General features: G+C 69.7%; 9 protein-coding genes. 4 read left to right on the forward strand and 5 right to left on the reverse strand.

Features of this window, described 5'->3' with window-relative positions:
• Window positions 1–76 precede the first annotated feature (76 nt).
• From ABEB03_RS38510 to ABEB03_RS38520, 3 genes are read right to left on the reverse strand one after another with little or no spacing between them, the layout of a single operon-like run.
• Window positions 77–1,006: a carbohydrate ABC transporter permease gene (locus ABEB03_RS38510; RefSeq protein ID WP_345657590.1), complete on the reverse strand. Its 930-nt coding sequence runs from the start codon at window positions 1,004–1,006 to the stop codon at window positions 77–79.
• Window positions 1,003–1,917 (reverse strand): carbohydrate ABC transporter permease, encoded by a 915-nt coding sequence (locus tag ABEB03_RS38515; protein ID WP_095932578.1) that lies wholly within the window; start codon window positions 1,915–1,917, stop codon window positions 1,003–1,005. Before ABEB03_RS38515 ends, ABEB03_RS38510 begins: the two co-directional genes overlap by 4 nt.
• A 19-nt stretch (window positions 1,918–1,936) precedes the next feature.
• Window positions 1,937–3,205 (reverse strand): ABC transporter substrate-binding protein, encoded by a 1,269-nt coding sequence (locus ABEB03_RS38520; protein ID WP_345657591.1) that lies wholly within the window; start codon window positions 3,203–3,205, stop codon window positions 1,937–1,939.
• Between the two features lie 267 nt (window positions 3,206–3,472).
• Here ABEB03_RS38520 and ABEB03_RS38525 point away from each other — a divergent pair, with 267 nt between their 5' ends.
• Complete coding sequence (locus tag ABEB03_RS38525; protein WP_345657592.1) at window positions 3,473–5,518, forward strand: NPCBM/NEW2 domain-containing protein; 2,046 nt, start codon at window positions 3,473–3,475, stop codon at window positions 5,516–5,518.
• A 240-nt stretch (window positions 5,519–5,758) separates the two neighbouring features.
• Here the strand turns inward: ABEB03_RS38525 and ABEB03_RS38530 are convergent, their stop codons facing one another.
• Window positions 5,759–6,712, reverse strand: coding sequence for an ROK family protein (locus ABEB03_RS38530; protein WP_345657593.1), 954 nt, complete (start codon window positions 6,710–6,712; stop codon window positions 5,759–5,761).
• Window positions 6,713–6,952: 240 nt separating this feature from the next.
• On the opposite strand from ABEB03_RS38530, the gene ABEB03_RS38535 reads away from it, so the two are divergent.
• Complete coding sequence (locus ABEB03_RS38535; RefSeq protein ID WP_345657595.1) at window positions 6,953–8,047, forward strand: LacI family DNA-binding transcriptional regulator; 1,095 nt, start codon at window positions 6,953–6,955, stop codon at window positions 8,045–8,047.
• Between the two features lie 110 nt (window positions 8,048–8,157).
• Entirely contained in the window at window positions 8,158–9,972 is a 1,815-nt protein-coding gene (locus ABEB03_RS38540; protein WP_345657596.1) for a hypothetical protein, read from the forward strand.
• 76 nt (window positions 9,973–10,048) lie between these two features.
• Here the strand turns inward: ABEB03_RS38540 and ABEB03_RS38545 are convergent, their stop codons facing one another.
• Entirely contained in the window at window positions 10,049–11,353 is a 1,305-nt protein-coding gene (locus tag ABEB03_RS38545) for a DUF6986 family protein (protein WP_345657597.1), read from the reverse strand.
• 195 nt (window positions 11,354–11,548) lie between these two features.
• On the opposite strand from ABEB03_RS38545, the gene ABEB03_RS38550 reads away from it, so the two are divergent.
• The gene (locus ABEB03_RS38550) at window positions 11,549–12,442 is read left to right on the forward strand and encodes an endonuclease/exonuclease/phosphatase family protein (RefSeq protein ID WP_345657598.1); all 894 of its coding nucleotides are present in this window, start codon (window positions 11,549–11,551) and stop codon (window positions 12,440–12,442) included.
• Window positions 12,443–12,473 lie beyond the last annotated feature (31 nt).

Genomic DNA, 12,473 nt, shown 5'->3' on the forward strand with positions numbered 1-12,473 from the left:
GCCGTGGGTGAGCCGTCAGGGCCTCTCGACGCGCTTGCCAGGAGGCCCTGGCGGACACGTGCGCGCACGTCGAGCCCTACCCCTTGGTCGACCCCAGCGTCAGTCCCGCGATGAAGTGCCGCTGCAGGAGCAGGAACACCAGGATCGTCGGGAGGGCGACGAGGACCGAGCCCGCCGCCAGCAGGTTGTAGTCGGTGAAGAACTGGCCCCGGAGGTTGTTCAGGGACGACGTGACGGGGAGCTTGTCGGGGTTGGAGATGAAGATCAGGGCCCAGAGGAAGTCGTTGTAGATCCAGGTGAATTCGAGGGTGCCCAGGGCGGCGAGCGCGGGCCGGCACAGCGGAAGCGTGATGCGCCAGAACTGGGTCCAGACTCCGGCGCCGTCGACCACCGCGGCCTCCAGGATCTCCTGCGGCAGCGTCCGCATGAAGTTGGCGAGCACGAAGACGCAGAAGCCCAGCTGGAAGCCGACGTTGACGATGATCACGGCCCAGTAGGAGTCGTACATCGTGAGGGAGTCGGACATCCACCAGGGCAGCGGGATCTTGTTGAACAGGACGTACAGCGGAGTCACGATGACCTGCTGGGGCAGCAGGTTGCCCGCCGTGAAGAACATCAGCAGGACGAGGCCGCCCCGCAGCTTGAGGCGGGAGACCGCGAACGCGACGAACGATGCCAGGAACAGGGTGACGAGCACCCCGGGTACGGCGATGAGCAGCGTGTTGGTGAAGTACTTGCCCATGCCGGACTCGGTGTAGGCCCGGCGGTAGTAGTCAAAGGACAGGTGCCTCGGGAACGAGAAGTAGCCGTGCTGTGCCGTCTCCTCGTACGGCCGCAGCGAGGCGTAGACGGCGAGCAGGAGCGGGGCGAGGAAGGCCAGGGACACGCCCATCAGGAAGATGTGCACACCGAAGCGGCCGGGCCGCGGTACGCGGCGGGGCGTGGGCCGTCGTGTCGTGGCGGGCTCCGTCCGGACGGGCGCGTCGGTGCGGATGTCGGCGGTCATCGGTCGCGCGCACCTCGCAGCTCTTGGACCAGGAACGTCACGATGAATCCCAGGGAGACGGTGAGCAGGACGACCGCGATGGCGGAGCCGAAGCCGATGCGGCTGGCCTCACCGATGATGTTGTCGGTGATCAGGACGGAGAGGAGTTCCAGGCCGTTGCGGCCCTTGTTGACGGCGTAGACGATGTCGAAGGCGCGCAGCGCCTCGATGACGGTGATGACGCCGACGATGACGTTGACGGGGCGCAGCGTCGGGAAGACGACGCGGAAGAAGGTCTGGCGGGCGTTGGCGCCGTCGATGGCGGCCGCTTCCTTCAACTGCGGGTCCACGGACTTGAGTCCGGCCAGGTAGAGGATCATCACGTAGCCGGTGTGCCGCCAGCTCGCCGCGATCATCATCATCCAGAGATTGAGGTGCGAGTCGCCGAGCCAATCGATGGGGTCGTCGTGGTTGTTCAGGATGGTGTTGACCACGCCCTGGTCGGTGCCCAGCACCAGTTGGGCGATGAAGCCGACGATGGCGAGGGAGAGCACGACCGGCAGGTAGATCGTCGACTGGTAGAAGCGGCTGAAGCGGACGCCCCTGTCGATGAGGACGGCCAGGAAGAGGCCGAAGGGTGTGGCGATCAGGCCGAGGAAGAGCAGCCACAGGATGTTGTGGCGGACGGCCGGCCAGAAGACCGGGTAATTCTCGGCCATGTTCTTGTAGTTGTCGCCGCCGACCCAGTGGATGTCGCCGATGCCGTCCCAGGAGGTGAAGGAGAGTCCTATGGAGGCGAGGGTCGGGCCCCAGACGATGGCGATGTCGAGCAGGACGGGTATGCCGAGGAGCACGCCGAGGACGACGACGTCGCGGCGGGTGAACCGCCGCAGCCGTCGTCGTCCCGCGCGCCGTGGGATGTTGAGCGCCACGGAACGTCTTCCCCCAGGTTCAGCCGACGGGCGACGAGAAGATGGTCTTCTTCTGTCGTTCGATGCTGTTGCAGAGACCGTCGACGTCCTTCGGGTTTCCGATGAAGTCCTGGATCGCCTTGATCATGACGGTCGAGGCGAAGTCGGGCCGGGTGTCACGGTCCATGAACTGTGAGATCTGTTTGGCTCCGGACACCAACTCGGCCGACTTCTTCTGCAGGGCGGTGTACTTGGAGGTGTCGGCGCCGTCGTTGACGGCCACGTTGTTGGGGTCGAGCGCGAGATAGGTGTCCTCGGCCTTGGGGGTGCCCAGCCATTTCAGCAGCGCTTCGGCTCCGTCGACGTTCTTCGACTTCTTGGCGACGAGGAATCCGTCGATGGGGGCTTCCACGGCGTCCTGCGCGTACTGCGGGTCGATCTCGGGGAAGGCGAAGAAGTCGATGTCGTCGCGCTCGTTCTCCGGGAACTGGGTTCCTGGGTGCGGCATTCCGAACACCGCCATGCCGGTCTTGCGCTGCTGGAGGCTCTGGCCGGCCTCTTCCCAGGTACGGCCGAGGGCGCCCTTCTGGTAGTACGGCATGAGTTCGCGCCAGGTGTCGAAGACGTTCTTGACCTTGGTGTCGGTCCACGCCTCCTCGCCCGCCATCAGGGACTTGTGGAAGTCGTATCCGTTCAGCCGCATGTTGATGTAGTCGAAGGTGCCCATGGCGGGCCAGCCGTCCTTGTCGCAGAACGCGACCGGGGTGCCGTCCTTCGACATCTTCTTGGCGAGCGCGACGAAATCATCCCATTTCGCGGGCTGTTCGTAGCCCTGCTTCGCGAAGAGGCTCTTCCGGTGGAAAACGGCCCAGGGATAGTAGTAGTACGGCACGAAGTACTGCTTGCCCTCGTGCGTGGACTGCTCCTTGAGCGCGTCGGAGAACCCGTCGAAGCCGCTCCAGACGTCACTGATCTCGTGCAGCAGCCCTTTCTCGGCGAAATACTGCATGCGGTATCCGGCGAACCACATGAAGATGTCGTCGGGCGTGCCCTGGAGATAGCGGTTGATGTTCTCCTGGAAGTCGTTGTGGTCCTTGGTGTTGACCTTGACCTTCTTGCCCGTCTTCTTCTCGTACGCCGTGAAGGCCGCCGCGTAGGCCTTCTTGGGGACCTCGTCCGACGCGTTGGACCCCACGGTGACTTGGTTCTTGTTCCCTCCCGGTCCGTCGCCGCACGCGGACAGCAGGGCGGGGAGCGAGACCGCGCCGATTCCGGCGGCCGCACCTCGCAGGAGATTTCGCCGGGACATCCGATGTCCTGTGGAACCTTCGGGCACGACAAGCCCGTCCGACGATGACTGTGCCATGTCCCCCTCCTCGGGGTGCCATCCAACACAACCGAACGCGAGGCTTGGATCTCACTCCCATGTATGGGCCCCGTCAAGGGTTCTGACGAGATATCGAACAACCGTTACCACTTCTCTTCCAACAGAGTCCGACACGTCCTACCGTAAACGCGCACCATTGTCGCGGACATGTCGTCATCCCATCTTTCGCGAGTTCGGAGGAACGTAACGATGCGTCACCTTCACACCCGCACAACCCGCAGAAGAGTGGTCGGAGCGCTGGTCGCCGGACTGCTGTGTGCGGCCGGCCTCGCCTCCCCGGCTCTCGCCACCCCCGGGAGCGCCCCCGCCGCACCGGACACGGCCTCCCCCGCCTCCCCGGCTCTGGCCGACGGTCTCGCCCTCACCCCTCCGATGGGCTTCAACAACTGGAACTCCACGCACTGCCGGGCGGAGTTCAACGAGGACATGGTCAAGGGCATCGCCGACATCTTCGTCGACAAGGGCCTCAAGGACGCCGGCTACCAGTACGTCAACCTGGACGACTGCTGGGCCCTGCCCGGCCGGGACGCGAACGGCAAACTGGTGCCCGACCCCGTGCGGTTCCCCGGCGGGATCAAGGCGGTCGCCGACTACGTGCACGCCAAGGGGCTCAAGCTCGGCATCTACACCAGCGCCGGCACGAAGACCTGCAACAGCGCGGGATTCCCCGGCGCCCTCGGCCACGAGTACAGCGACGCCCGGCAGTTCGCGGACTGGGGCGTCGACTACCTGAAGTACGACAACTGCAACAACCAGGGCGTCGACGCCCGGCAGCGCTACACGACCATGCGTGACGCGCTGAAGGCGACCGGGCGGCCGATCGTCTACAGCATCTGCGAATGGGGCGAGAACAAGCCCTGGGAGTGGGCCGCGGACGTCGGCCACCTGTGGCGCACGACCGGGGACATCAGCGACAGCTGGGGCTCCATGCTGTCGATCCTCAAGCAGAACCTGCCGCTCGCCCCGCACGCCGGTCCCGGGCACTGGAACGACCCGGACATGCTGGAGGTCGGCAACGGCGGCATGACCGACACCGAGTACCGCTCGCACTTCTCCATGTGGTCGGTCATGGCCGCCCCGCTGCTCATCGGCTCGGACCTGCGCAAGGCCTCCGCGGCGACCTTCGACATCCTCGACAACAAGGAGGTCATCGCCGTCGACCAGGACCCGTTGGGCAAGCAGGGCTCGGTGGTGTCCTCCTCGGGCGGACGCTGGGTCGTCGCCAAGGAGATGAAGGACGGCAGCCGCGCCGTGGCGCTGTTCAACGAGACCGGCAGCGCACAGCGCATCGCCACGACCGCGCAGGCCGTCGGCCTGCCCGCGGCCGACGCGTACACCCAGCGCGACCTGTGGCGGCACAAGAGCTACAACACCGCAGGCACGATCTCGGCGACCGTACCCGCGCACGGCACGGTCCTGTTCCGCGTCGCGGCCGACCCCCGGTGGGCCCAGAACCCGCCCGCCGTCGAACCCGGCCTGGACGCGAGCCCGCTGGTGGAGGCCGGAAAGGCGGCCACGCTGACATCGACGGTCGCCGACCTCGGCCGCACGCCCGCGAGGCAGGTCTCGGTGACGATGAGCGGACCCGAGGGCTGGACGGTGCGGGCGACCGGTCCGACCACCCAGGCCGTGCTGCCGACCGGCCATGTCCTGCGCACACAGTGGCGGGTCACCGCGCCCGAGGGCACGCCCACGGGCTCGTACGACCTCACGCTGACGACGGCGTACCGCTCGCCGACCGGTGTACGCGCCGAGACCGTACTGCCGTTGAAGGCGTCCGTGGTCGTGGCGCCCCCTTCGGGTGTCTCCTCCTTCGGCGACCTGCCGTGGCTGTCGACGACCAACGGCTGGGGGCCGGTCGAGCGCAACACCAGCAACGGGGAGAGCGCCGCCGGGGACGGACATCCGATCACTCTGGGCGGGGTGGCCTACGCCAAGGGGCTCGGTGTGCACGCCGAGAGCGCCGTCGAGTACTACACCGGCAAGGCCTGCGAGACGGTCACCGCCGACGTGGGCGTGGACGACGAGAAGGGCGCCAAGGGCACCGTCGCCTTCGAGATCTGGGCCAACGACGTCAAGGTCGCCTCGACCGGCGTGCTCACCAACGCGATGCCGGCCGAGCCGGTCACGGCCGATGTGACCGGCGCCCAGGTGGTCCGGCTCGTCGTCACCGACGGCGGCGACGGGATCGACTCGGACCACGCGGACTGGGCGGACGCGACGCTCAGCTGCTGAGGCCGTGACAGCGCGAGGGCGGGGCGTACGACGGCGGTCCGGCCGACGCGACGCCCGCCCTCGCTCGGGACCGGGACGGGGACGCGGGCCGTCACCGGCGGGGGAAAGCCCTGGCGGGGGCGCGCCGTCTCCGGCAGAGGGAGAGCTCCGGCCGGCCGCCGGCAGGAGCCCACCAAGCCGGAACCCTGCCCCCGGCTGACGCCCCGACCTCACGCCGCGGCGTCAGCCTCCCCTCTCAGATCAGACCCCGGCCGCGGTCGCGCTGTTCCTGCGGGTGAGCGCGGCCGCCGCCGCGCCGACCAGGCCCGCGTCCGTGCCCATCAGCGCGGGTGCCACGGTCAGGCGCTGCACGAAGGACAGCGTCGCGTAGTCGGCCAGCGCCCTGCGAAGCGGCGCGAAGAGGACCTCACCGGCCTTGGCCACTCCCCCGCCGATGACGGCGATGTCGATCTCGACGAGCGTCGCGGTCGCGGCGATGCCCGCGGCGAGGGCCTGCGCGGCCCGCTCGAAGGAGGCCACGGCCACCGGGTCGCCGGCGCGGGCGGCCTCGCCGACCGCGGCGGCCGTCGTGTCGCCGTCAGGGCCGGGCCGCCAGCCGGCGTCCAGTGCGCGGCGCGCGATGTTCGGGCCGCTGGCGATGCGCTCCACGCAGCCGCGGGAGCCGCACGGGCACGCGTCGCCGTCGAGGTCGACGCTGATGTGGCCGATGTGGCCCGCGTTGCCCGTGGGGCCGGGGTGCAGTTGCCCATTGAGGACGAGTCCGCCGCCCACCCCGGTGGACACCACCATGCACAGCGCGTTGTCGTGGCCGCGGGCGGCGCCCTGCCAGTGCTCGGCCGCCGTGATGGCCACGCCGTCGCCGATCAGCTCCACGGGGAGCCCACCGGTGGCCCTGCGGACCCCCTCGACCAGTGGGTAACCGCGCCAGCCGGGCACGTTCACGGGGCTCACCGTGCCGGCGGAGGCGTCCACCGGGCCCGCGCTGCCGATGCCGACCGCCCGTGCCCCGCTCCACAGCGGTGAGACGGTGAGCTCGCCGAGCACGTCCTCGACGGCGCGCATCACGGTGTCGCCGTCCTCCTGAGCGGGCGTCGCGCGCTGCGCGCGCAGCAGGATCCGGCCGTGGCCGTCCACCAGCGCTCCGGCGATCTTGGTGCCGCCGATGTCGAGCGCGGCCACGAGGTCGGTGTGCATCAGTGTCAGAACTCCCAAGGCGGTGTCGTGCCGGGCCCGCCGCGCTGCGGGTCCGGGTCTCCGGCCGGGTGCGGGCAGGACCGGACCCTGCCGGACGCCGTGCGAAGGGCGCCGTGACGACGGCAAGGACCGCACGCCTCGAGGGGAAGGCGCAGGCCGGAGATTGCGGTGGACAGTGTCTCCCGCATCTGACAACGTTGTCCAGGCTCTATGCTCGACGCCACATCCTCATACAACCCCATGGACCGGCGCATCCCCGTGGACGACAGGACAGGACAGCACATCGTGGCAGAGACCGCCCGCCGAGCAGACCGCCTCTCCGGAAGCCGCTACGGAAACCGTCCGACCATGAAGGACGTAGCGGCGCGTGCCGGAGTCGGCCTCAAGACGGTCTCGCGCGTAGTCAACGGCGAGCCGGGGGTCACCCCGGACACCGAGCGCCGCGTCCAGGAGGCCATCGAGGCGCTGGGCTTCCGCCGCAACGACAGCGCGCGCGTGCTGCGCAAGGGGCGCACCGCGAGCATCGGTCTCGTCCTGGAGGATCTCGCCGACCCCTTCTACGGTCCGCTCAGCCGCGCGGTGGAGGAGGTGGCCCGGGCCCACGGCGCGCTGCTGATCAACGGCTCCAGCGCCGAGGACCCGGACCGGGAGCAGGAGCTGGTCCTCGCCCTGTGCGCGCGCCGGGTGGACGGGCTGGTGGTGATCCCGGCAGGCGACGACCACCGTTATCTGGAGCCCGAGATCAAGGCGGGTGTCGCGACCGTCTTCGTGGACCGTCCGGCCGGGAAGATCGACGCGGACGTCGTCCTGTCGGACAGCTTCGGCGGCGCCCGCGACGGTGTCGCCCACCTCATCGCCCACGGCCACCGCCGGATCGGCTTCATCGGCGACATGCCGCGCATCCACACGGCCGCCGAGCGACTGCGCGGCTACCGGGCGGCGATGGAGGACGCGGGCATACCGGTCGAGGACGCGTGGATGTCCCTCGGGGTCACCGATCCGCTGCGGGTGCGTGAGGCGGCGGAGGAGATGCTCTCGGGTCCCTCCCCCGTCACCGCGATCTTCGCCGGCAACAACCGTGTCACCGTCACCGTGGTCCGTGTCATCTCCGAGATCGGCCGCCCCGTGGCCCTGGTGGGCTTCGACGACATCGAACTCGCCGATCTCCTGAACCCCGGCGTCACCGTGGTCGCCCAGGACGCCGCCGCCCTCGGCCGCACCGCCGCCGAACGCCTCTTCCGCCAGCTCGACGGCAGCCTCGTCACGCCGGAACGCATCGAACTCCCCACCCGTCTGATCACCCGCGGCTCGGGGGAACTGCCGCCGTCGGGCTGAACACGCCGGGCTGTCCGGGCCCTCTATGAGGACGGCTCTGCGTTCCTTACGATGACCGCGCACGCGTCATCCCCGGTCAGCCATCCGACGGCGAAAGGCCTGACGGAACAGTGGACGATCGTACGCTCGAAGCACTCGGCCTCTCCGAAGCCCCTCGCGAGCATCCCCTCAGCTACCCAGGTGTCTGGCCCACCGAGTCCGGTCTGCTGCACGAGAACCGGTTGCTGCGGCTGCGGCCCATTCCGAACCGGCGGCTGGCCAAGTGGCTGGTGGAGCAGCCTCCCGGCGGCTTCCGCGCGGGTGCGGCGGGCCACGGCCCCGTGCCTTTGAACTACGCCCTCATGTGCGCCAACCAGACCCTGGTGGGCGACCGCTTCCCCGTGATCTCGGTGGGCTCCAACGCGTGTCCGGCTCAGCTGCGGCACAAGATGGAGGGGCTCGGCGTGTCCTCCACGATCCCCATCGTGAAGGCCCGGGTCACGGGGATCGGCATCGGCGTGTCGGCGTACGTGAGCCCGCTGGGGTACGTCTCGTCGTCCCCCTTCCACACCCCTGGTGTGTCCCGGGATCTGTTCATCACCTGGCTGGACGCCGCCCAGCTGGAGATCGTCGACGCGAGTGAGGGGATCTTCGATCCCGACGGCGAGTACGACCGGGTGTTGCTGCCGCCCGAGGATTTCCCGATGGAGCTGGCGTCGGGGGAACTCCTCGGCGGCGCCTATCTCTACGTCCATCGCTATGGAGTCATCCACGACGGTTCCGGGGCCCCGCGGACGCACCCCGGTGAACGCCGGCTGCTGACCGAACTGCTCTCGGAGTCCCGTCAGCTGAGGGAGTGGTTCGGCGACACCCCCGAGGAGTTCAGCACGCGGGCGCGGGGGAACGAGCAGCTCTGCGAGAAGGGCACACGCCTGTTCGCCGACGAAGGACGGCTGACCGACTCCGGGCTGCGCCAGTACGTCACCGGTGAGCCCGCGCGCACCGTCTACGACGACATTCACCCGGCCAACTCCCTTCCCTCGGGCAGCTATCACACCGGGCGGACGCCCGACGCCTTCGACCAGCGCGGCGCCGGGGTGGTGCGCTTATCGCGCGCGGTGTCGGCCGCCCTGGGAGACCCCCAGTTCGCCATCGTGCAGAACACGCAGATCCCCGCGGCGCGTCACGAGCGTCTCGGCGCGCTGGCCACGGTGATCGTCGCCGCGGACATACCGGCGCAGGAGGACCGAAGCGTCCAGGTCGACCACTCGTTGCGTGTCGGGGTCGGCCTGGAGCCGGGTGAGGCCGTCTCCGTGCGGGCCGCGCGGCTGCCCCGTGTGCGGAGCCGATGGCAGGAGCGCTTCTTCGGCCCGGTCAGCTATCTGACCTGTCGCGTGCAGGACGGCGACCGCGCCAGTGCGGAGCAGGAAGTCTGCCTGCTCGACACGTTGACGCTGGAGCTCCTCGGTGTCACGAGCGGCGACGTGGTCGTGCTGGAGGGATTTCCGGGTGCGGACGGTGTCGTACCGGTCCTTCAGCTGAAGGCCATCCGCACCAGCGACGAGGTGCAGGGGCGCCGCAAGGAGCTGCACGGCGGTGACATGACGAGCCGCTATCCCAGCTCACTGGACGCGCTGGGCACCTTCCCCGATCTGCCGTGGGTGTTCCTCGATCGCCGGCTGTGGTCGGGGCTGGGCTTGGAGGGCCAGTGGCTGGCTACCGTACGGATCCGGTGCAGCCGCTCCTACCAGCTGAAGAAGGAACTGCGGGAGATGGTGTTCCTGCTGGGCATCGCGTTCATCGGTGTGGTGACCGTGCTGAACAGCGTTGTCTGGCAGGCGGCCAGCCTCGCCGTCCTTGTGTTGCTCGTGGGGTTCGTGGTGAATGTGCGCCTGCGGAGCCGGCTCAATCAGCGGGCCAGGCGGATCGGCCCGCGGCGGACGTGAGGCACCGCCGGAGTGCGGCGCCGGGTGCGCCGCCGCCCGTGCTCCGCGGGGCGACGGCGTACCGGGACCATGTCGCTCAGGCGCCCGAGATCGTCAGATCCGCCCTCCTCGGCGACGCGAAGCCCTCCAGGTCGGCTCGGGTCAGGCCGGTCAGGCGGGCGACCTCTGCCATGTCGAGGGCGCCGCAGTCCAGGCCGCGGAGCAGGTAGCCGCTGAGGGCCTTGGCGGTGGCGGGCTCGTCCATGACGTCCCCGGCGGCGTGGTTGGCGTAGCGGGCGAGGCGGGCCGCGGCCTGCTCGAAACCCTCGCGGTAGAAGGCGAAGACGGCGGCGTAGCGGGTCGGGATGTGGCCGGGGTGCATGTCCCAGCCCTGGTAGTAGGCACGGGCCAGGGCCCGGCGGGTGAGGCCGTAGTGCAGGCGCCAGGCGTCGTGGACCTTCTCGGTGGGGCCGACCGGGAGGACGTTCGTCGAACCGTCCGAGACGCGTACGCCGGTGCCGGCCGCCGCGACCTGCATGATCGCCTTGGCGTGGTCGGCGGCGGGGTGGTCGCTGGCCTGGTAGGCGGCGGAGACGCCGAGGCAGGCGCTGTAGTCGAAGGTGCCGTAGTGCAGTCCGGTGGCCCGGCCCTCGGCGGCCTGGATCATGCGCGCGACGGTGGCGGTGCCGTCGGGGGCGAGGATGGACTGGCTGGTCTCGATCTGGATCTCGAAGCCGATCCGGCCGGGCTCCAGCCCGTGCGCCTTCTCGAACTCCTCCAGGAGGCGGACCATCGCGGTGACCTGCTCCGCGTACGTCACCTTGGGCAGGGTCAGGACGAGTCCGCCGGGCAGCCCGCCGGCCTCCATCAGACCGGTCAGGAAGACGTCCAGGGTGCGGATGCCGCGGTCGCGCACCGGGGCTTCCATGCACTTCATGCGGATGCCCATGTAGGGGGCCGCCGTGCCGTCCCGGTAGGCTTCCGCGACCAGGCGGGCCGCGCGGGCCGCCGCCTCGTCCTCCTCGGCGTCCGGGCGCGGGCCGTAGCCGTCCTCGAAGTCGATGCGGAGGTCCTCGACGGGTTCGCGCTCCAGCTTGGCCCGTACGCGGTCGTGGACGGGTTCTGCGAGTTCGTCGGCGAGGCCGAGGACGGCGGCGAACGAGGCGGCGTCGGGGGCGTGCTCGTCCAGGGCGGCGAGGGCCCGGTCGCCCCACGTGCGGACGGTGTCGGCGGCGAACACGTCACCGGGGACGTAGACGGTGTGGACGGGCTGCCGGGTGCCCGGGTCTCCGGGATAGCGGCGCTCCAGCTCGGCGTCGACCGGGGCGAGAGAGGCGCTGATCTCCTCGCTGACGGCGCCCGCCAGGCTCGTCGCCACCTTCTCCTGCTGACCCTGACCCATCCCACACCCTCCAGTTTTCCGCACTACGGAATCAACAATCCGTAGAGCGAAGTTATCCGGGGATCTTCCCGCCGGTCAACACCCTCTTGGATCGCGGGACGCTCCGGCACCGCGCCGAGTTCACTCCTGTCTCGCTTCCTGCTTCCACACTGTGGTGCGCACCCCTCATCCTGACTCGCGACCGAAGGAGACGGCGTGTCGAACTCCAGCAGAGTGACCCGGCGTAGAGGGCTCAGGACCGCGGCGGCCACGGCCCTCGCGATGCCCCTGCTCAGCACGGCCCAGGACGCCGCGTCCCGGCGCGGCGGCCGGCCCCTGGACGTGATGACGTTCAACCTCCGCTACGCCGGCACCGCCGAGCCCCACAGCTGGGCCGCGCGCCGCCCGGCGATGCGAGAGCTGCTGCGCCGAGGGACGCCACACGTCATGGGGACCCAGGAGGGCCTCTACCACCAGGTACGCGACATCGCGTCCGACCTCGGCGCGCACCACGAGTGGATCGGCACCGGCCGTGCGGGCGGCAGCCGCGACGAGTTCATGTCCGTCTTCTACGACACGCGCCGGCTCACTCCGGTGGAGTACGAGCACTTCTGGCTGTCGGACACGCCCGAGGTGATCGGCTCGAACACCTGGGGCGGGGTCTGCGTCCGCATGGTCACCTGGGTCCGGTTCCGCGACCTGCGTGACGGGGAGCGCGAGTTCTACCTGCTCAACACCCACCTGGACAGCCGCAGTGGCCGCGCGCGTGCTCGTGCCGCCGCGCTGATCGGGCAGCGGATCGCGGGGCTCGACCCTTCCTTGCCGCTGCTCGTGACCGGCGACTTCAATGTCGCGGCCCACCGGGACCCGGTGTACGACACGCTGCTGGGCGCGGGCCTGGTCGACGCCTGGGAAGCCGCGACCGAGCGCGGTCCGTCGTACGCCACCTTCCACGGCTACCGGCCGCTGGTGCCGGACGGCGACCGCATCGACTGGATCCTCGCGACGCCCGCGGTGGCCGTGCACCGGGCTTCGGTCGACACGTTCTCCCGCGACGGACAGTTCCCGAGCGACCATCTGCCGGTGCGGGCCTCACTGACCCTGGGATGAGACGAGGCCCCCGCGACCGTACGGTCGCGGG

This window comes from Streptomyces siamensis, from assembly GCF_039543605.1.
GTDB classification, from domain to species: domain Bacteria; phylum Actinomycetota; class Actinomycetes; order Streptomycetales; family Streptomycetaceae; genus Streptomyces; species Streptomyces siamensis.